23 protein-coding genes are annotated in these 17577 nt (G+C 68.9%); 13 read left to right on the top strand and 10 right to left on the bottom strand.

Annotated features, from left to right (window positions below; all coding sequences use genetic code 11):
- Window positions 1-20 precede the first annotated feature (20 nt).
- Window positions 21-398, top strand: a complete 378-nt coding sequence (gene erpA / locus ASD25_RS04055) for an iron-sulfur cluster insertion protein ErpA (RefSeq protein ID WP_082560037.1) — start codon at window positions 21-23, stop codon at window positions 396-398.
- Here erpA and ASD25_RS04050 read toward each other — a convergent pair.
- Together ASD25_RS04050 and ASD25_RS04045 are read right to left on the bottom strand one after the other, a co-directional pair.
- Window positions 395-1726 carry a dihydroorotase gene (locus tag ASD25_RS04050; RefSeq protein WP_055828781.1) on the bottom strand — a complete coding sequence of 444 codons (1332 nt, stop codon included), beginning with the start codon at window positions 1724-1726 and terminating at the stop codon, window positions 395-397. The genes erpA and ASD25_RS04050 overlap by 4 nt on opposite strands.
- 32 nt (window positions 1727-1758) lie before the next feature.
- The gene (locus tag ASD25_RS04045) at window positions 1759-2718 is read right to left on the bottom strand and encodes a glycosyltransferase family 9 protein (protein WP_055828778.1); all 960 of its coding nucleotides are present in this window, start codon (window positions 2716-2718) and stop codon (window positions 1759-1761) included.
- A gap of 84 nt (window positions 2719-2802) precedes the next feature.
- Between ASD25_RS04045 and ASD25_RS04040 the strand changes: the two genes are divergently transcribed.
- Complete coding sequence (locus ASD25_RS04040; RefSeq protein ID WP_055828776.1) at window positions 2803-3591, top strand: folate-binding protein YgfZ; 789 nt, start codon at window positions 2803-2805, stop codon at window positions 3589-3591.
- Between the two features lie 50 nt (window positions 3592-3641).
- On the opposite strand, the gene ASD25_RS04035 is transcribed toward ASD25_RS04040, so the two are convergent.
- Window positions 3642-3872 carry a hypothetical protein gene (locus tag ASD25_RS04035; RefSeq protein WP_055828773.1) on the bottom strand — a complete coding sequence of 77 codons (231 nt, stop codon included), beginning with the start codon at window positions 3870-3872 and terminating at the stop codon, window positions 3642-3644.
- Window positions 3873-3990: 118 nt separating this feature from the next.
- On the opposite strand from ASD25_RS04035, the gene ASD25_RS04030 reads away from it, so the two are divergent.
- Window positions 3991-4641, top strand: a complete 651-nt coding sequence (locus ASD25_RS04030; RefSeq protein WP_055828770.1) for a cyclase family protein — start codon at window positions 3991-3993, stop codon at window positions 4639-4641.
- Window positions 4642-4719: 78 nt separating this feature from the next.
- Here the strand turns inward: ASD25_RS04030 and ASD25_RS04025 are convergent, their stop codons facing one another.
- Window positions 4720-5496 (bottom strand): hypothetical protein, encoded by a 777-nt coding sequence (locus ASD25_RS04025; RefSeq protein ID WP_156389182.1) that lies wholly within the window; start codon window positions 5494-5496, stop codon window positions 4720-4722.
- A 184-nt stretch (window positions 5497-5680) separates the two neighbouring features.
- On the opposite strand from ASD25_RS04025, the gene ASD25_RS04020 reads away from it, so the two are divergent.
- Window positions 5681-6268: a DNA-3-methyladenine glycosylase I gene (locus ASD25_RS04020; RefSeq protein WP_055828764.1), complete on the top strand. Its 588-nt coding sequence runs from the start codon at window positions 5681-5683 to the stop codon at window positions 6266-6268.
- The gene (locus ASD25_RS04015; protein ID WP_369816545.1) at window positions 6265-6927 is read left to right on the top strand and encodes a ribonuclease HII; all 663 of its coding nucleotides are present in this window, start codon (window positions 6265-6267) and stop codon (window positions 6925-6927) included. The genes ASD25_RS04020 and ASD25_RS04015 overlap by 4 nt, the downstream gene beginning before the upstream one ends.
- Here ASD25_RS04015 and ASD25_RS04010 read toward each other — a convergent pair.
- From ASD25_RS04010 to pyk, 3 genes are read right to left on the bottom strand one after another with little or no spacing between them, the layout of a single operon-like run.
- A complete protein-coding gene (locus ASD25_RS04010) occupies window positions 6924-7193 on the bottom strand; it encodes a hypothetical protein (RefSeq protein WP_055828761.1) in 270 nt (89 codons plus the stop codon). The genes ASD25_RS04015 and ASD25_RS04010 overlap by 4 nt on opposite strands.
- A gap of 46 nt (window positions 7194-7239) precedes the next feature.
- A complete protein-coding gene (locus ASD25_RS04005; RefSeq protein ID WP_055828758.1) occupies window positions 7240-8280 on the bottom strand; it encodes a DNA adenine methylase in 1041 nt (346 codons plus the stop codon).
- A 15-nt stretch (window positions 8281-8295) separates the two neighbouring features.
- The gene (gene pyk / locus ASD25_RS04000) at window positions 8296-9735 is read right to left on the bottom strand and encodes a pyruvate kinase (protein ID WP_055828755.1); all 1440 of its coding nucleotides are present in this window, start codon (window positions 9733-9735) and stop codon (window positions 8296-8298) included.
- Window positions 9736-9904: 169 nt separating this feature from the next.
- Between pyk and ASD25_RS03995 the strand changes: the two genes are divergently transcribed.
- A complete protein-coding gene (locus ASD25_RS03995; protein ID WP_055828753.1) occupies window positions 9905-10087 on the top strand; it encodes a DUF3606 domain-containing protein in 183 nt (60 codons plus the stop codon).
- 69 nt (window positions 10088-10156) lie between these two features.
- Here the strand turns inward: ASD25_RS03995 and ASD25_RS03990 are convergent, their stop codons facing one another.
- Together ASD25_RS03990 and ASD25_RS03985 are read right to left on the bottom strand one after the other, a co-directional pair.
- Window positions 10157-10741, bottom strand: coding sequence for an NAD(P)H-dependent oxidoreductase (locus tag ASD25_RS03990; protein ID WP_055828750.1), 585 nt, complete (start codon window positions 10739-10741; stop codon window positions 10157-10159).
- Between the two features lie 67 nt (window positions 10742-10808).
- Window positions 10809-11639 carry a universal stress protein gene (locus tag ASD25_RS03985; protein ID WP_055828747.1) on the bottom strand — a complete coding sequence of 277 codons (831 nt, stop codon included), beginning with the start codon at window positions 11637-11639 and terminating at the stop codon, window positions 10809-10811.
- A 111-nt stretch (window positions 11640-11750) separates the two neighbouring features.
- Between ASD25_RS03985 and ASD25_RS03980 the strand changes: the two genes are divergently transcribed.
- The 7 genes from ASD25_RS03980 to ASD25_RS03955 all read left to right on the top strand — a co-directional run bounded on the left by ASD25_RS03980 (window position 11751) and on the right by ASD25_RS03955 (window position 16740).
- A complete protein-coding gene (locus ASD25_RS03980) occupies window positions 11751-12128 on the top strand; it encodes a cytochrome c (protein ID WP_156376921.1) in 378 nt (125 codons plus the stop codon).
- Window positions 12125-12613 (top strand): pyridoxamine 5'-phosphate oxidase family protein, encoded by a 489-nt coding sequence (locus ASD25_RS03975; RefSeq protein WP_235561713.1) that lies wholly within the window; start codon window positions 12125-12127, stop codon window positions 12611-12613. Before ASD25_RS03980 ends, ASD25_RS03975 begins: the two co-directional genes overlap by 4 nt.
- Window positions 12614-12671: 58 nt before the next feature.
- Window positions 12672-13532: a universal stress protein gene (locus ASD25_RS03970; RefSeq protein ID WP_055828742.1), complete on the top strand. Its 861-nt coding sequence runs from the start codon at window positions 12672-12674 to the stop codon at window positions 13530-13532.
- Complete coding sequence (locus tag ASD25_RS30140) at window positions 13532-13669, top strand: hypothetical protein (RefSeq protein ID WP_156376920.1); 138 nt, start codon at window positions 13532-13534, stop codon at window positions 13667-13669. Before ASD25_RS03970 ends, ASD25_RS30140 begins: the two co-directional genes overlap by 1 nt.
- The gene (locus ASD25_RS03965; protein WP_055828739.1) at window positions 13666-15258 is read left to right on the top strand and encodes an MBL fold metallo-hydrolase; all 1593 of its coding nucleotides are present in this window, start codon (window positions 13666-13668) and stop codon (window positions 15256-15258) included. The genes ASD25_RS30140 and ASD25_RS03965 overlap by 4 nt, the downstream gene beginning before the upstream one ends.
- Window positions 15258-16016, top strand: a complete 759-nt coding sequence (locus ASD25_RS03960) for a TIGR00730 family Rossman fold protein (RefSeq protein ID WP_055828736.1) — start codon at window positions 15258-15260, stop codon at window positions 16014-16016. Before ASD25_RS03965 ends, ASD25_RS03960 begins: the two co-directional genes overlap by 1 nt.
- Before the next feature lie 103 nt (window positions 16017-16119).
- On the top strand, window positions 16120-16740 hold the full coding sequence (locus tag ASD25_RS03955) for an NAD(P)H-dependent oxidoreductase (protein WP_235561712.1): 621 nt from the start codon (window positions 16120-16122) through the stop codon (window positions 16738-16740).
- 3 nt (window positions 16741-16743) lie between these two features.
- Here the strand turns inward: ASD25_RS03955 and ASD25_RS03950 are convergent, their stop codons facing one another.
- On the bottom strand, window positions 16744-17511 hold the full coding sequence (locus tag ASD25_RS03950; RefSeq protein ID WP_055828729.1) for an SDR family NAD(P)-dependent oxidoreductase: 768 nt from the start codon (window positions 17509-17511) through the stop codon (window positions 16744-16746).
- Window positions 17512-17577 lie beyond the last annotated feature (66 nt).

Here is a 17577-nt window from a genome sequence, read left to right as displayed (position 1 = left end):
CGCGCCTCATATAGGCCCCTGTGAGCACCGTCCAATCCGTCCCCGCATTCCAGATATCGCCGTCCGCCGGCGGTCACGGCCTGACCCTGTCCGAAACCGCCGCCCGGCGGCTGGAGACGCTGAGCCGGGACGAGGGCCATACAGTCATGCTGCGCGTCGCCGTCGACGGCGGCGGCTGCTCGGGCTTCCAGTACCGGTTCGAACTGGTCGAGGCGGCCGAGGCTGACGACATCCGCATCGAAGCCGGGGGTCAGGCGGCGCTGGTCGACGCCGTCTCGCTGCCCTTCCTCAAGGGCTCGGAGATCGCCTTCGTCGACGATCTGGCCGGGGCGCAGTTCGTCGTCCGCAATCCGAACGCCGCCTCAAGCTGCGGCTGCGGCGTCAGCTTCTCGATCTAGCCCAGCGTTTCCTGGAACCGCACCGGCCGCCCGTGGGCCGCGCCGATCAGTTCCCCGTCCTTCATCACCACGCGGCCGCGGACGATGGTGGCCTTGGCCTGACCGATCGCCTCGAAGCCGTCAAAGGGCGTCCAGCCGGCGCGGCTGGCCATGTCGGCATGGGCGATCGTGTGCTTTGCTTTCAGGTCCACAATGGTCAGGTCGGCGTCATAGCCCTCGGCCATCCGGCCCTTGCCGGCGATGCCGAACACGCGGTTGGCGCCGTGCGAGGTCAGGTCGATGAACCGGTCCAGCGACAGCCGGCCGTGGGCGACATGGGTCAGCATGACCGGCACCAGGGTCTGCACCCCCGGCATACCCGACGGAGAGGCCGGATAGGGTCGGGCCTTCTCCTCGATGGTGTGAGGCGCGTGGTCGGAACCCAGCACGTCGAACACGCCCTGCTCGACCCCGCCCCACAGGCCGGCGATGTGGTGCGCATTGCGGATCGGCGGGTTCATCTGGGCGTAGCCTCTCAGCCGCGCGTAGGCCTCGTCCCCGTCCAGCGTCAGGTGCTGGGGCGTGACCTCGGCGGTGGCGACATCCTTGTGGTCGGCCAGGAAGCGGACCTCCTCGGCGGTCGAGACGTGCAGCACATGGATGCGCGCGCCCACCTCGCGCGCCAGCCGGACCAGGCGGTGCGTGCTCATGATGGCGCTTTCGGCGTCGCGCACCTCGGGGTGGCTGGTCCAGTCGCCGGTGCGGGCCAGAGGGCGGCGTTCGACCAGCCGGTATTCGTCCTCGGAGTGGAAGGTGGCGCGGCGCTTCACGTTCTGCAGCACCTTGCGCACGCCCTCGTCGTCGGCGACCAGCAGGGTGCCGGTCGAGGCGCCCATGAACACCTTGACCCCGCAGCAGCCGGGCAGCCGCTCCAGCTCGGCCAGATATCCAGCGTTGTCGTGGGTGCCGCCGATATAGAAGGCGTGGTCGGTCCACATGCGGTCGCGGGCGCGGGCCAGTTTGTCCGCGAGGGTGTCGGGGTCGGTGGTGTTGGGCTCGGTGTTCGGCATTTCGAACACGGCGGTGACGCCGCCGAGCGCCGCGGCGCGGCTGCCGGTCTCGAGGTCTTCCTTCCATTCCAGCCCCGGCTCGCGGAAATGGACCTGGGTGTCGATGACGCCGGGCAGGACGGTAAGGCCGGTCGCGTCGACCATCTCGCCGGCGCTGGCCTGCGACAGGTCGCCGACGAAGACGATCCGCCCGTCGGTCACGCCGACGTCGGCCATGCCGCGCCCGGCGTGGTTGGCCACTTCGCCGCCGCGGACGATCAGGTCGTATGTCTGGGTCATGCGCGTCCCTTAGACCGGCGCGCCCCGTCGATCTAGCGCGCGGCGTGTTCGGCCAGCAGCTTCGTGGCCGCCTTCAGCACCCGTTCGGCCGGCAGGTCGTTCATGTGCAGGATGGCCTGGTTCAGGTTCGGGTCGATCTTGCGGTATTCCTCGACCGAGCGCGGGCCGCGCACGGCGACCCCGCCCCATGGACCATGCTCGACCTCATCCGACGGTCCGAAGGCGGCGACCACCGGGACCCCGCTGGCCACAGCCAGATCGGTCCAGATCGTATCGGCCCCGACATAGAGCGCCGCCCGACCGAGGGCCGCGACCGTCTCCAGCCGGCTCAACCGGCCCTGCAGTTCAGTGACCCGGTTGCGCGGCAGCGACAGTCGCACGGTGTGGGCGGCCTCGCGGGCGTTGTCGTCGCCGACGACGATGACCCGCCCGCCCTCCAGCGGCCCGCCGTCGCCCACGAGAGCGACTGCGACCTTGGCGTAGCGTTCCGACGGCCAGACCTTGCCCATCCAGTCCGCCCCGGGTCCGATGGCGAGGATCGGAACTTCCTCGGCCGGCATCAACGCGTCAGCCTTCGCCTGCGTCGCCTCCGACACGAACAGCTTCGGGCCGGGAACCTCTTCCAGCTGCAACACCCGCGCGGCCTGTTCGACGGCATGGACCCCGGCTTCCCAGGCCCCGCGCACCGCCCGCTTCTGGCGCTTCAGCTTGGCGGACAGGGTGGTGCCGCGCATGTCGACCACCAGCCCCCAGCGCGTCTCCCGCACCTTGTTCCACAGTCCCAGCCAGTCCAGCCGGCTGTCCCGCTCAAGCACGATCAGGCGATCGAGACGCGGGGTGTCGGCGAACAGGGGCGCGCTCTTGGGTGAGCCGACCACCGTGAAGGTCGCTTGCGGCATGGCGGCGACCAGATAGGCCAGCACGCCTGACGACAGGATCGCGTCGCTCGCGTCGGCCTCGGCGATGTACAGAATGGGAAACCGGCTCGCCATCGATGCACCGTATACGGATTCTCTCTTCGTATCAGGCGTGTCACAGGTGTGGTCCACAGGCGCGCGCCGCCCTATCTAGGCGTAATGGCCCCTCGCATCGCCCGACTCGACAGCCGCGCCCTGATCCGCGTGACCGGTCCCGAAGCCCGGCCCTTCCTGCACAATCTGCTGACCCAGGACGTCGAGTCCCTGGCCCCGGGACAGCTGCGGTTCGGCGGCCTGCTGTCGCCGCCGGGGCGGCTGCTGTTCGACCTCTTCGTGTCGGGACTCGAGGACGGCGTCCTGCTGGACGTCGCCGCCGACCGCCGCGAGGCGCTGGTGCATCGGCTGGCCATGTACCGGCTGCGCGCCCAGGTCGCGGTCGAAGCCGACGACGGCGCAGTCTTCGCGGCCTGGAACGGCGAGGCCGAGGGCTTCATCCCCGACCCGCGCACGCCCGCCCTCGGTGGGCGGCGCTACGGCGGCGACGTCGAAACAAACGCGACCGAGGACGACTGGCAGGCGCATCGCCTGGCCGTCGGCGTTCCGGATCCGGCGGCCGACGCTCCGTCTGACAAGACCTATCCCATCGAGGCCGATTTCGACCTGCTGAACGGCATCGACTTCCAGAAAGGCTGTTTCGTCGGCCAGGAGACCACCTCGCGGATGAAGCGGCGCGGGGCGATCAGGAGCCGCATGCTGCCCATCGCCTTCGACGGGCCCGCCCCCGCCTTCGGCGCAGAGGTGCTGAACGGTGAACTGCGCGCCGGGGAAGTGCTCAGCGGGCGCGAGGGCGCGGCCATGGCGCTGGTGCGGCTGGACCGGATCGACGGAGCCCTGACCGTGGATGGCCGCGCAATCACGGTCAGACGGCCGGACTGGGCCCGGCTCTAGAACGAAAACGCGCCCGAAGCGGACTTCGGGCGCGTCTCTCTGCGGAAGGCCTATTTTTCGGCGGGGGTTTCGATGGCGGCGTCGACGTTTTCGGCCGCCTGGTTGGTTGCGGCGGCGGCGTTGTCGGCGGCGGCTTCGGCGTTGACGGCGGTGTCGTCAGCGGCCGAGGCGACCGTGGCGCCGGCCGCGTCTGCGGTGGCGTCGGCGTTCTCTTCGGTCTGCTGCGAGCAGGCCGTCAGGGTCAGGGCGGCCGCGGCGGCGGCGAACAGGGCGATACGCATGGGAGAAGTCCTTCCTTGTTGGAAAGAAGGTTGTTCAACCTGCGCCGTGACTTGTCCAGCGCTTTGACCCCCGCGAACCGCTCGCGCATCATCGCCGTCCCCCACCCCGGAGCCGCCCATGCCCCTGATCGACCTCAGCCACACGATCGAGGCCGGCATGGTCACCTACAAGGGCCTGCCCGCGCCCCTGATCTGCGACCACCTGAGCCGCGAGGCCTCGCGCACCAACTATGAGGCCGGCACGGAATTCCAGATCGGCCGGATCGAGATGGTCGGCAACACCGGCACCTATCTGGACACGCCCTTCCACCGCTACGCCGACGGCGAGGACCTCAGCGACGTCGGCCTGGACCGCGTCGCCGCCCTGCCCGGCCTCGTCGTCCGCGTCCCCGATATCCAGGTGGTGGACGCTGACCGGTTCGCGGACCTCGACGTGCGCGGCAAGGCGGTGCTGGTCCACACCGGCTGGGCCCGCCACTGGCGCACCGACGCCTATTTCGAGGACCACCCGTTCCTCACCGAGGCCGCCGCCGCCCTGCTGGTTCAGGCGGGGGCCGCGCTGGTCGGCATCGACTCCCACAACATCGACGACACCCGCACCCGGTCGCGCCCGGCCCACACGCTTCTGCTGGGCGCGGGCATCCCGATCTGCGAGCACATGCGCGGGCTCGAACTGGCGCCCGATAGCGGCTTCCGCTTCACGGCCGCCCCGCCGAAGGTGAAGGCGTTCGGAACGTTTCCGGTGCGGGCGTTCGCCGAGGTGGGCTGACGTCTCCCGAACGATGACCGCCGATCGCGGGAAGGGCGCCAAAGGAGGCGGCCTTCCCGCGAAGCTGACCGGTCCTGATCAGTTCGGCCGTCTCGGGGTCGGTGTCTCCGTCGACTCTTCGCGTAGGCCGGCGTTGCCGTTGGAGTTGGTGACGCCCTGTGCATTGGCGCGGTCCGGCGCCTGCCGATCGGAGCGTGCATCAGCGCGCACTTCGGCCCCGACGTTGAGAGACGCTTCGAGGCTTCGACGGTTGAGTTCTGCGGTCACCGCCCGCGCCTCCCGCTCGCTGAGGCGCCCGGTGACGCCTGTACGCAGACCGGCGTTGGCGTTGGACCGTTCGAGGGCGCGCGCGTTGGCGCGCTCGGGTCCGCGCCGGTTCGATCGGGAGTCGATGCGGCGGTCCTGGCCGTCAGCGTCGGTTTCGACCACGTCCGCGGTAAACCCTGCGTTGGCGTTGGCGTTCGCGGCGGCGTTGGGATTGGCCCCCGCATTCGGCGACCGGCGTTCGCGCGCTTCCGACCGGACGGCTTCGCCGTTTCGCGTCGCGCGGGCCGTTGAACTGATCGCGGCGCCCGCGCCGGCCGAACGGTCGGGCAGGGTCGCGCGAGGTTCACGCATCATGGAAGAAGGGGGCGCGGAGGGGCGCATCGACTGGCCGGGGGTCGTGCCTCCCGGGCGGCCTTGCGCGGAAGCTGCTCCGGCTATGAGAGCGGCTACGCCTACGGTGGCGAACAGTAAACGGGTCTTCATGATGGTAATCCTTCTACAAGCCCCGATGCCAAACGGCTCGGCCACCCCGTCGTTCCGTCGCTTGTTCGGTTGCAATAAAGCTTTACTGATTACTCTATTAACCAACTCAAAGGATTCGTTCGTGTTGATCCGGCAGAAATCGACGATGCCTACCTTATGTGAACGCTGTTTCAGCGCCTCCGTGAGAATCTTACCTTGACCGTTCTTTCATGGCCCGGGTCGCAGTGACATAAAGGACCGACTCGCGGAATCCCGGCGCACATTACTCTCCAGACGCTACCCTCCCCCCATGCCCGACTCACTCCACCGCTGCGCCTGGTGCGGGACCGATCCGCTGTACGTCGCCTATCACGACGATGAATGGGGCGTGCCCGAGTATGACGCCCGGGCGCTGTGGGAGAAGTTGGTGCTGGACGGCTTCCAGGCCGGGCTGGCCTGGATCACCATCCTCAGGAAGCGCGAAGGGATACGTGACGCCTTCGACGGCTTCGATCCTGAGAAGGTCGCCGCCTATGGCGAGGCCGACATCGAACGGCTGCTGGTCGACGCCCGCATCATCCGTTCGCGGGCCAAGATAAACTCGGCCGTCAAGGGCGCGAGGATCTGGCTGGAGGTGCGCGACAGCGGCGAGGATTTCAGCGAATGGCTGTGGTCCTTCGTCGGCGGCGCCCCGATCCAGAACGCCTGGCCCGACAGCGACGGCCGCCCGGTCGCGACCCCCGAGTCCGAAGCGATGGCCCGGGCCTTGAAGAAGCGCGGCTTCACCTTCTGCGGGCCCGTGATCGTGTACGCCTTCATGCAGGCTGTGGGCATGGTCAACGATCACGGCGTCGAATGCTTCCGTCACAAGGCGGTTCGTGCGATGGCCGGACGGTGAAGACTCCGGCGAAAACTCCTGCAAAGGCAAAGCTCAAGGAAGCGCGCGTCTTCCCGACCCTGGGTCTCGAATTCCTCCTGATCCAGTCCAGCGGCGGCCCTGTGTGCGGCGTGGACGAGGCGGGGCGCGGTCCCTGGGCCGGGCCGGTGTCGGCCGGGGCCGTGATCCTGAACCCGGACGACCTGCCCCCGGGCATCGACGACTCCAAGGCCCTGACCCACGTCCGGCGCGAGGCGCTGGAGATCGAGATCAAGGCCCGCGCCGTGGCTTGGGGCGTCGGCTTCGCTTCGGTGGAAGAGATCGCGGAGCTGAACATCCTTCACGCCACAGGCCTGGCCATGTGCCGGGCCATCGAGGCGCTGCAGGTGCAACCGGTCGCGGCGCTGGTGGACGGCAACTACCGGTTCAAACTGCCGTGCGATGTCCAGACGGTGGTCGGCGGCGACGGACTGTCGCTTTCGATCGCGGCGGCCTCGATCCTGGCCAAGACGGCGCGCGACCGGCTGATGGTCGAGCTGGACGCGGAATACCCGGGCTACGGCTTCGCGGGCCACAAGGGTTACAATGCGCCGGTGCATCAGGAAGCGCTGAAGACCCTTGGCCCCTGCCCCGCGCACCGGCGCGGCTGGGCTCCGATCCGGGCCTTGCTCGAACTCTAGATGTGCAACGCGCCGCCCAGCAGCGCGCCCATCAGAGCCGCAATCATGCCGCCGCCGACGATATGAAGCCACGCCGGGAGGCAGGCGAACTCTTCCCGAAGTGTCGGGCCCGGCCGCTCGGACCGATATCCGTCGTTGGCCGGACGCGCATCGACCCGCCGCGCCACGGGCGGACGCCACGCCACGGTGTCGAACGCATCGACAGTCCGGCCATAGGCGTGGTGGGCGTACTGGCGGCGGGCGGGGGTCATCGACAGCTGTTCCATGCCGCCCTAACGGCCCGGGAATCCGTCAGGTTCCGTACGGTCTCGTTCAGGCCGCGTCAGCCAGGCTGACAGGGCGTTCGCTGACCACGAACAGGTACTCGACATTCCTCAGCCGGCCCACGGCCCCGACCTTCTCGCCCTTCGGGTTGTGGATGCCGATGCGGGCGCCGACGTAGCGCGGCCGGGCGATCTCGATGACCTGGACCTCGCCGCGGCCGGACAGCATGGTCACCAGCTGGTCGCGCGCCAGATAGCCCTCGTCGTTGAACGAGACGATCAGGTTCGGCGCCTTCAGCCCCTCGATCACGGCCTGCAGCGCCGGAGCGATGCCGGGCTTGCTGTTGAAGGCGCTCTTGCGCGTGCGGACGTCGATGCGCTTGTTGGCGACGCCATAGGTCTCGGGCCGGTCCCAAAGGACCAGACTCTCCCAGCAGTGGTAGTTCCCCAGATAGGAATGCTGGTTGTACGGCGGGTCCAGGTAGACGAGGTCAGCCTCGATCTGCGGCGCCAGTTCAACCGCGTCGGCGTGGGTCGCCTTGCACGGCCCGGCCGCGACGCCGGGCAGGATGTCGGGCATCCGCAACTCCAGCGGCTTCAGCGCCCGCGCCGCCCATTGCTTCATATAGGCCATCTGCAGGCCGGCGGTGGAATCCACCCGGTCGGCGGCCTCCATCAGGCTGACCAGGGCGATGGCCTCCAGTTCGGGCTCCAGCGCCAGGGCCGCGATCCGGTCGCGCATGGCGTCGATGGCGGCGCCGTTCGCCGGGGTGAAATAGCGGGCGTCCTCGCAGAAGGCCTTGGTGAACCAGCCGGCCTCGGGGGTCACGGCCCGCAGCTCGGCCAGCACGGCCTGCGCCTTGTCCAGCCAGCGCTCCCGATCGGCCTGCACATAGGCCGTGGCGAGCGTGTGGGCGTAGGCGTTGTGGTCGTTCGACCAGACCTGGAACCCCTCGCGTTTCAGGGCGTGCCCCACCCGGGCGCTGCCCGAGAACAGGTCGCACACCGTGCCGCCATCGGGCAGGCCGGCGCGGACCGCGGTCGCGATCTGCGTCAGCAAAGCCCGCTTCGACCCGATGTATTTGATCATGCCGATCCTTGAGGATCAGGCGCGCGACTTGCCGCCCTTGGCCGGAGCATGGGCCAGTCGCAGGAGATTCGCAGCCCCCGGCGCGCCGAAGGGCGTCCCGGCCAGGATGAGGATGCGCTGGCCGGGCTCGGCCATCTCGTATTCGACCGCGCTGTTCACGGCGTCCTCAGTGACGTCCTCCAGCGAGGCCGGCTCCTTGCCCAGCCGCGTCTCCAGCCCCCAGACCAGGGCCAGCCGCCGCGCCGTGTCGGGATTGGGCGTCAGGGCCAGCACCGGCTGCAGCGGCCGCTCCCGCGCCATCCGCCGCGCCGTCCCGCCCAGGGTGGTGAAGACCACGATACAGGCCGTCGACTGGGCCTCGGCCGCCTTGCGGGCCGCGGCCACCAGGGCGTCGGCGTCGATGTCGTCCATGCCGGCGTGTTCGGCGTCCATCAGGCTGGGCCACATCGGATCGCGCTCGACCCTTTCGATGATCCGGCTCATCACCCCGACGGATTCGAGCGGATAGTGGCCGGAGGCCGTCTCCGCCGACAGCATCAGGGCGTCGGCGCCCTCGTAGGCGGCGTTGGCCACGTCCGAGGCCTCGGCCCGGGTCGGCGCCGGCGAGGATGTCATCGACTCCAGCATCTGCGTCGCCACGATCACCGGCACGCCGCGCTGGCGGGCGGCGCGGATGATCTGCTTCTGGGCCACCGGCACTTCCTCGGGATCCAGTTCCACGCCCAGGTCGCCCCGCGCCACCATCACGCCGTCGCAGTAGTCGAGGATGCTCTCCAGTTCCGCCAAAGCCTGGGGCTTCTCGATCTTGGCGAGGCAAGCCGCCCGGCCTTTCACGATCTGCTTCAGCTCGGCCATGTCCTCGGCCTTCTGCACGAAGCTCAGCGCCACCCAGTCGACGCCGATGCGCAGGGCGAAGGCCAGGTCCTCGCGGTCCTTGGGCGTCAGGGCCGAGACCGGCACCACCGCCTCGGGCACGGCCACGCCCTTGCGGTCCGACAGTTTCGAGCCGCTCTCGACGGTGACGTCGGCCCATTCGTCGGTCCGCTCCCCGACCCGCAGCCGCACCCGGCCGTCGTCGAGCAGCAAGAGCATGCCGGTGCGCAGGGCCTTGAAGATTTCCGGATGCGGCATCTGCACCCGCGTGGCGTCACCGGGCGTCGCGTCGAGGTCGAAGCGCATCCTGTGGCCCGGCTTGACGTCGATCTCGACGTCCTTGAACCGGCCCAGCCTCAGCTTGGGCCCCTGCAGGTCGGCCAGTACGCCCAGCGGCCGCTTCAGCGCCAGCTCCGCGCCGCGCACCGCCTTCAGCGCCGCCGCATGGTCCTCGTGCGAGCCATGGCTGAAATTCAGCCGGAACACGTCGACCCCGGCCTGGGCCAGGGCCTTGACCATGCCGGGCGCCCGGCTGGCGGGTCCCAGGGTCGCGACGATGCGGGCGCGCCGGGCTCTTTTCATCGAATATCCATAGGGCCTGAGGGGCGATTGCTCCTTGTGCCCATGAAAGCGCGCCGGGTTAAGGGCGGTTCTTTGCAAGAAACACGAAGTTATGCTGTTTCCGCATGGCTCCGGCGGTCGCGCGCGCGCGCGTTTCGCGCTACCTCGTCCCGGAGCAACGGAGCGGACCATGGCGGGCCTGAAGGACAAGCGCGGCTTCATCGACAAGGACCGGCTGGACCTGTCCGAGCGTCAGGCCGTCGAACACTGGATGAAGCGCTGGGGCGTGACCCGCGAACAGCTGACCGCCGCCCACCGCAAGGCCGGCCGCAACGTCAAGGACATCGCCGCCGAACTCGGCAAGAAGCGTTAGCGTCGCCGGGCTGGCGCCCATCGAGGGAGCCGTGGCCGTGCCGGGCGGTCGCCCGCGCGAGAGTAGCGACTAGGCGGCTTGTTCCCCCATTCGACGCATCCGTTCCAGGCGCCGTTTTCGGCTGGCGTCCGACCGGGTCTCGACGGCGCCGATGATCGTGTCCCTGATCGGTCCGATGCCGACCATGGCGAGGATGTTGCGCTTCAGGCTGCGCAGCGAGTGCGCGAAATAAAAGACCCGATAGGCGGCCGTCGGCATTCCCATGGTGACGACGATACGCGCGGAACGGCCTTTCAGCTTGCCGCCGCCCGGCGAGACCGCCTTGCCGCCGAAGGCGAAGGCCGGCCGGAAGGCCTGTTCGAGCAATGCCTTCAGCCGCGCCGGCATCTCGCCCAGCCAGAGGGGATAGACGATCACGATGTGCTCGGCCCATGCCAGCTGATCCTGGAACGCCAGGATCGCCGCCGGGGGCTGTCCGCTCTCCCAGTCGCTTCCGGATTGAAGGTCCGGAAAGTCGAGGTCCGAAAGGTTCGTCCGATGCACGACGTGGCCGGCCCCCGCGGCGCCGCGCGCATAGCTGGCGGCGAGCGCGTGGCAGTAGCGCGCGGGATCCGGATCGGGATGTCCGTCGAGGATGAGAATGCGGCGGCTCATCGCTCAGGCGCCGTCACGCATTCAAGGCCGTGGGTATGAATGGCCCGGAAAGTCACGCCGGTTTCCTTCAATGGGCGAGAGCCAGACAGATGGTGCTGTCCGCGATCAGACTGCGGGTTACGCCGCCAAGGGCCCATTCGCGCAGACGGGCATGGCCGTAAGCTCCGGCGACGATCAGGCCGGCTTCGCGCGCCATGGCTTCGTCGAGGATCTGGCGACCGGCGGGCTGGTCGCCGGCGAGGGCGATGACCGGTTCCGCGTGGATCTCGTGGCGGGCGAGATAGCGGACCACCTCGGCCATCTCGCCATCAGCGAGCGCGTTTTCCTCGGGCGTGCAGACGCTGAAGAGCGTCACGCCGGAGGCGCGTTGCAGAAGGGGAATGGCGCCGGCGAGCGCGTGCCGCGACTCCCGGCCGTCTTTCCAGGCGACGAGGGCCGGCGTGCCGACGGGCGAGCGCATTCGCGTCGGCGGGGTCACCAGGACCGGGCGACCGCATCCCATCAGCACGTCCGCCACATCAGGCGAATGATCGGGAGAGCGCCGGTTTCGTCCGCCGAGGATCACCAGGTCCGCCCCCCGGGCGGCCCGCGAAACGAACTCCGCCGGATAGCCGACGCCGCCGCGCCATTCGGTTTCGAGGCCGCGGTCGGCCGCGATTTCCGCAAAACGAAGCCGCGCCCGTTCAACGTCCGCTTCGGCCATGTCGCGATAGAGGCCCAGCAATTCTCCGACCATCGCGCCGCCAGCGAGGGGATCATACAGGGGCGGGGCGATCGACCCGACCGAGACGCCGATGAGCAGGGCGTCGAAGGCGATGGCGAGGTCGCAGGCGAGTTCGAGCCGGCTGTCGCTGTCCTCTCCGGCTTCGACGGCGACAAGCATGCTGGCGTAGGTCATTCGCAATCTCCTTTGGTCACAGCAGGCCGCGGAAAAGCTTCGCCCGCCTTGATCCGGATCAAGGCCAGGGCCAAACCTGACTGCCACGATCCGACAATCCTGGAGCAGGCCATGTCAGCAATCGTCCGAGCCATCGCCCTGGCCTGCATCTTCGTCGCCGGCGGCTGTTCCGCTTCCGGGCCCCGGATTCCCCAGCGAACAGTAGCCGAGGCGCCCGCCAGCGTGTCCGCCGTGGCGATCGAGCGTGGTCGTCTGCTGACCTCGACCGTCTGCGCCTCCTGCCATGCGACCGGGGCGACGGGTGACAGTCCCCTGCCGGACGCGACGCCTCTGCGGGAGATCGTCGGTCGCTATTCCCTGGACCAGCTGGAGGTCGCCTTCGCCGAGGGTTTCGTGACCACCCACCCCGCCATGCCCGGGTACGTTTTCCGCGCCAGCGAGATTGACGACCTCATCGCCTACCTGGAAACCCTGAAGACGGACCGATGACCGATCCCGCGCCCCCACCCATCCACGGTCGGGCCGTCGAAGCCATCACGGGCCTGCTGCATCGGGAAAGGCTGATGAGCCTGGCGCTCAACCGCTCCGACGGCTGGCCCCAGGTGACGACGGTCGGCTATCTGAACGAGGGGCTGAATCTCTATTTCATCGTCGCCCGTTGCAGCCAGAAATTCGCCAACGCGGAACGCGACCCCAGGGCGTCCGTCGCCATCCGTTCGGAAAGCGGCCCTCACGGCGACGCGGTCGGCGTCTCCATGTCCGGCCGGATCCGGGAAGTCCTCGATCCCGCGACGATCGATCGACTGAATCACCAGGTCGCCGAGCGCTATCCGGAGGTTCACGTCTACTGTCCGGCCGGCGATGCGGTGGCGGTCCTGCATTTCGCGCCGGAGATCGTGTCCACCGTCGGGGTCATCGACGGTCGCAGCCAGGCACAGACCTTCTTGATCGGGGAGGTCCCACCGGTTTCTTGATGTCGATCAAGGGCCGGCCGCGACGCGCGGTGCAGTCTTTCCCCGAACGGAGACCGAGATGAGCCTGAAACACATCATCGCCATCGCGGCGGGCGGGGACGGCGACAGCCGATCTCTCGGCCTGTCGAGCAGCCTCGCCAGCCAGCACGACGGCGTGGTGGAAGTCCTGCCCATCTATCCCGACAGCGCCGCCGACATGGTCGCCCTGGGCATGACGCTCGGCGCCACAATGTCCCCGGAGGCGATTGAGGAACTCGCCGCCGCGGAACGCGAACTCCAGGGCCGGATCGAGGAAGCGGCCCGCGCCGCGGCCAATCAGGCCGACGTCGTGTTCGGCCCCGGCGAGGGCGCGCCCCGGATGTCGGTCATGGGCCGGGGGCTGAGGCCCGCGCTGGCCGTAAGCCGCCACGCCGCGCTGGCCGATCTCGTCGTCTTCGGTCAGGGGCATCTGGATCACGGCCCCGGACGCGATGTCTTCGGGCAATGCCTGCTCGGCGACCGTGCGCCGGTGCTGGTCGCCCGACATGACGTGGATTCTCTTTCCGGACCGGCGGCGATCGCCTGGGACGGCAGTCCCCAGGCCGGACGGGCGGTCAAGGCCGCCCTCCCCCTCCTGGCGATGGCGAGCGAGATTCACATCGTGCAGTGCGTGACCGGCCTGGACCGCAGCGCGACCGACCCCGACATCGAAGCCTTGAACGCCTATCTCCGGCTGCACGGCGTCGGCGAAGGCGCCGAGGTGCTGATCGAGGGAGAGGATGAGGGCGCCGCCCTGCTCTCCGCAGCCAAGGGCAGGTTGGCCACGCTGCTGATCGCCGGCGCCTGGGGGCACTCGCGCCTCCGCGAAGCGGTCTTCGGCGGCGCCACGCGCGCCTTCCTGGGCGGCAAGGACGGGCCGAACCTGTTGCTGGCCCACTGATGCCGGGCGGCCGCGGGCGCGACCCGACCTACGGCGCCGGTCACATCCTGATCAGCGTCATGATCCACGCCGCCGCGAGGGCGGCGTCGCGGCTGACTTCGGCCCCCGTTCCGCGTTCAATGGAGCCCGCCCTGTGACCGTCAACCTGACCTTTCACGGCGCCGCCGAGTGCGTCACCGGCTCGTGCATGCTGCTGGACACCGGCCAGAGCCGCCTGCTGGTTGATTGCGGCATGTTCCAGGGCCCCAAGACGCTGAAAGCCCTTAACTACGAGCCGTTTCCGTTCGACGTCGACAAGATCGACGCGGTCCTGCTGACGCATGCGCACATCGATCACTCCGGCCTGTTGCCCAAGCTTGTGCGCGCGGGCTTCGACGGGCCGATCTTCACCACCAGAGGCACGCGCGACCTCTGCGAGGTCATGCTGGCCGACGCCGCCGGCATCCAGGAAAGCGAGGTTCGTCATCTCAACCGCCGCAACGAGCAGCGCGGCCTGAAGCGGGTGGAGCCGATCTACACGACCTCCGACGTCGAGCCGACCCTGCGGCTTTTCGAAACCGTGAAGTTCGGCGCATTACGTGACGTGGCGGATGGCGTCGAGGCGGTATGGTGGCCAGCCGGACACCTGCTGGGCGCGGCCTCCATCGAGGTGCGGATCGGTCGGGGAGAAGACCCGCTGACCCTCCTGTTCTCGGGCGACATCGGCTCCGGCCGCCAGCCGTTTCTGCCCAACCCTTCCGGTCCCGTCGATGTGGATCACGTCATTCTGGAAAGCACCTACGGCGACCGGGAGCGCCTCGATCTGGAGCTTTCGGCCCGCCGTCGGGCGCTGGCCGACGAGATGCGGGCCGCCAAGGCCGCGGGCGGCCCCCTGCTCATGCCGACCTTCGCCATCGGCCGGGCCCAGGAATTGATCCTGGACCTGCTGGCCGTCATGGACGCCGAACCCGACCTCGCGGCGGAGGTATTCCTCGACTCGCCCCTGGCCATCGAGGCGACGGAGGTGTTTCTCAGACGTGGCTGGAACGCGGACTCCGGCGACAATCCGTTCGAGCCGCTGCGTCATGCCCCCCGGCTCCATCACCTTTTGCGGCCGCAGGAGAGCGATAGGCTGGAGCGGCTGAGCGGCTGGCATGTGATCCTGGCGGGCAGCGGCATGTGCGACGCCGGCCGTATCAGACGCCACCTGAAGCGGCTGCTGTGGCGCAAGGAGGTCACCGTTCTGATCACCGGCTTCCAGGCGGCGGGCACGCTCGGGCGGTTGCTGGTCGAGGGCAGGACCGCGGTCCGGATCCAGGGCGAGGACATCCAGGTCGGGGCTCGCGTGCGGAGCATGGACAACTATTCCGGCCACGCAGACGCGACCGAACTGGTCGACTGGCTGAGGGCGCGCGGCGCCGTCGCGGGGAATGTGCTCCTCGACCACGGCGAACCGGAGGCCCTCGCCACCCTCGCTGGCCGCCTGTCCGGACTGGGCTACAGATCGATCACCGCGGGCCTCGACCAGACCTACGCCCTGACCCGGGACAGGGCGGAGCCGGTCGGGCGAGGCCACGCCAGGCTCGCGCCCGGACAGGCGACCCGTCCGGACTGGCACAACGATCGCGCCGCCTTCCTCGCCAGTCTCAACACCGTCCTGCAACAGCTGCCGGGGGACTCCGAGCGACAGGCGTTGATCCGAAGTCTCGAGGCGGCGATCAGACCCCCTTCACCGGACGGCGGATAATGAACGATTCCCTGCCGAGCGCCACGCCAGGCGGTTCCGGGGCGAGCCTCCTTCCGGCCGTCGACATGTCGTTTCTGCTCGGCGACTCGATGCGAGGGGTCCGCTTTCTTCTCGAGTTCGCCAAGGCCGACGAGATCCTGCGAGCCTGGAACATTCGTTCGACGGTCGTGGTGTTCGGCAGTTCCCGGATCGCGGAGGACGGGCCGCCCGACCACGCCCGCTGGTATGCGGAGGCGCGCCGGTTCGCGGAGCTGGCCTCCCGCGAGGGCGGGGCGCTCGACGGGGAGGACGGGCCGCGTGACAACGTCATTGCGACCGGAGGCGGCCCGGGCGCCATGGCGGCGGCCAACCGCGGCGCGTCCGAGGCCGGCGCGCCCTCCATCGGCTTCAACATCAGCCTGCCGAAGGAACAGGAGCCGAATCCATGGTCGACCCCGGACCTGACGTTCCGGTTCCACTACTTCGCCATGCGCAAGATGCACCTCGCCATGCGGGCCAACGCTCTCGTGGTCTTTCCCGGCGGCTTCGGCACGCTGGACGAGCTGTTCGAAATCCTGACCCTGCGCCAGACCGGAAAGATGCGCGCCGTTCCGGTGATCCTGGTGGATGAGCCGTTCTGGACCAATCTGATCCGGTTCGACGTCCTGGCGGCCCAAGGGCTGGTGACGGAAGACGACCTCGATCTCATCCAGTTCGCCAGCGATGGCGAGGACGCCTGGCGCCGGCTTTCCGCCTGTCTCATTCGTGGGCCCTGCTGATCCCGGGCAAAGCTCCCGCAGCGTCGCCCGCCCGACCGGCCCCGCCATGCGCCGGCTTGAGCCAGATCAATCCGCTCGGCCGCGGAAGGGCGATACTTGGGTCATGCAGACCTCAGCTCCCCGCATCGCCGTCATCGCCGCCCACCCGAGAAAGCGCAGCTTCACGCTGACGATGGCCGCCGCCTTCGCCGACACCGCGCGCGCCGCCGGCTGCGAGGTGGATGTGCGCGATCTCTACCGCCTGCGGTTCGATCCCCGGCTTCGCGCTGCGGAGATGCCCGATCACTTCGGCGCCACGGTCAGGCCCGACGTGGCCCGCGAGCGCGCCGCCGTCGCGGGGGCGGACATTTTCGCCTTCTTCTACCCCCTCTGGTTCAACGCCACCCCGGCGATGATGAAAGGCTATGTCGACCGCGTCTTCGGAATGGATTTCGGCTATTCGGCCATCCACGCAGGTGGGAACCACCCGCTGCTCGGCGGCCGGAAGATGATCACCTTCACCTCGTCGGGCGCGCCCCAGGACTGGGTCGAAACGACCGGCGCCTGGTCGGCCATGCAGAGGCATTTCGATGCCCATTTCGCCGCGATGACCGGCATGGAGATCATCGGCCACCACAATTTCGGAAGCGTGGGCCAGGGGATGCGGAAGGACGCCGTGGAGCGCTGCCGCACCGAAGTTGAGGACCGCGCCCGCCGCATCGTCGGGGCCTATCGCCGCGACTGAGGCCTATCGGGCCGTATAGCCGCCGTCGATGACGAGTTCGGCGCCCGTGACAAACCCGGCTTCGTCGGAAGCCAGATAGACGGCGCCCCAGGCGATGTCGTCGGGCTTGCCGATGTGACCCAGCGGATGCAGCGCGTCCACGGCCTTGCGGCCCTCCGCGACATCCCCCTGGCTGGCCAGGTGGCCCTCGACCATGGGCGTCCAGATGAAGCCGGGATGGATCGAGTTCACCCGGATCCGGTCGCCGGCATAGATCAGGGCGTCCGTCTTCGTCATCAGCCGCACCGCTCCCTTGGAGGCGTGATAGGGCGGCACGTCGGGCCCGCCCACCAGACCGTAGATGGACGACAGATTGATGATCGAGCCGCCCCCGGCGGACTTGAGATAGGGAATGGCGTGTTTGGTGCAGAAGAACACGCCCTTGACGTTGATCGACTGGACCCAGTCCCACTCGGCTTCGGTCACCTCGTGGGTGGGCTTGCTGACACCGGCGACGCCGGCGTTGTTGACGAGGATGTCCAGCTTGCCGAAGCGTTCGACGACCGCCGCCAGCGTCGTTCGCACCTCGGCCTCGCTCGCGACGTCGCAGCGCCAGTAGGCGGCTGGCAACCCGCGCTGTGTCAGTTCCGCGGCGAAGGCGCCGCCTTCCTCGTCGCGCACGTCGAGTATGGCCACGGCCGCGCCCTCCTCCGCCATGCGCAGGGCGGTGGCCCGGCCGAGGCCGACGGCGCCGCCGGTGATGACGGCGACTTTGGAAGCCAGTCTGTTCATCGGTCTGCTCCGAAACGGTGATGCGGGATTGAAGGGCGTCGGCGGCGATGCGGGGATCGGTTCGTC

It is taken from the genome of Brevundimonas sp. Root1423 (assembly GCF_001426805.1).
This window is presented reverse-complemented; position numbering and strand designations above follow the sequence as displayed.

Excerpts from the sequence above, each read along its gene's own strand:
- ASD25_RS04035 (WP_055828773.1), bottom strand. The coding sequence starts at position 3,872 with ATGCGTATCGCCCTGTTCGCCGCCGCCGCGGCCGCCCTGACCCTGACG.
- ASD25_RS04045 (WP_055828778.1), bottom strand. The coding sequence starts at position 2,718 with ATGGCGAGCCGGTTTCCCATTCTGTACATCGCCGAGGCCGACGCGAGC.
- ASD25_RS03990 (WP_055828750.1), bottom strand. The coding sequence starts at position 10,741 with ATGAGCCGCCGCATTCTCATCCTCGACGGACATCCCGATCCGGATCCC.
- ASD25_RS04040 (WP_055828776.1), top strand. The coding sequence starts at position 2,803 with ATGGCCCCTCGCATCGCCCGACTCGACAGCCGCGCCCTGATCCGCGTG.
- ASD25_RS03995 (WP_055828753.1), top strand. The coding sequence starts at position 9,905 with ATGGCGGGCCTGAAGGACAAGCGCGGCTTCATCGACAAGGACCGGCTG.
- pyk (WP_055828755.1), bottom strand. The coding sequence starts at position 9,735 with ATGAAAAGAGCCCGGCGCGCCCGCATCGTCGCGACCCTGGGACCCGCC.
- ASD25_RS03950 (WP_055828729.1), bottom strand. The coding sequence starts at position 17,511 with ATGAACAGACTGGCTTCCAAAGTCGCCGTCATCACCGGCGGCGCCGTC.
- ASD25_RS03975 (WP_235561713.1), top strand. The coding sequence starts at position 12,125 with ATGACCGATCCCGCGCCCCCACCCATCCACGGTCGGGCCGTCGAAGCC.
- ASD25_RS04020 (WP_055828764.1), top strand. The coding sequence starts at position 5,681 with ATGCCCGACTCACTCCACCGCTGCGCCTGGTGCGGGACCGATCCGCTG.
- ASD25_RS30140 (WP_156376920.1), top strand. The coding sequence starts at position 13,532 with ATGCCGGGCGGCCGCGGGCGCGACCCGACCTACGGCGCCGGTCACATC.
- ASD25_RS03960 (WP_055828736.1), top strand. The coding sequence starts at position 15,258 with ATGAACGATTCCCTGCCGAGCGCCACGCCAGGCGGTTCCGGGGCGAGC.
- ASD25_RS03985 (WP_055828747.1), bottom strand. The coding sequence starts at position 11,639 with ATGACCTACGCCAGCATGCTTGTCGCCGTCGAAGCCGGAGAGGACAGC.
- ASD25_RS04050 (WP_055828781.1), bottom strand. The coding sequence starts at position 1,726 with ATGACCCAGACATACGACCTGATCGTCCGCGGCGGCGAAGTGGCCAAC.
- ASD25_RS03980 (WP_156376921.1), top strand. The coding sequence starts at position 11,751 with ATGTCAGCAATCGTCCGAGCCATCGCCCTGGCCTGCATCTTCGTCGCC.
- ASD25_RS04005 (WP_055828758.1), bottom strand. The coding sequence starts at position 8,280 with ATGATCAAATACATCGGGTCGAAGCGGGCTTTGCTGACGCAGATCGCG.
- ASD25_RS04030 (WP_055828770.1), top strand. The coding sequence starts at position 3,991 with ATGCCCCTGATCGACCTCAGCCACACGATCGAGGCCGGCATGGTCACC.
- ASD25_RS03970 (WP_055828742.1), top strand. The coding sequence starts at position 12,672 with ATGAGCCTGAAACACATCATCGCCATCGCGGCGGGCGGGGACGGCGAC.
- ASD25_RS03955 (WP_235561712.1), top strand. The coding sequence starts at position 16,120 with ATGCAGACCTCAGCTCCCCGCATCGCCGTCATCGCCGCCCACCCGAGA.
- ASD25_RS04010 (WP_055828761.1), bottom strand. The coding sequence starts at position 7,193 with ATGGAACAGCTGTCGATGACCCCCGCCCGCCGCCAGTACGCCCACCAC.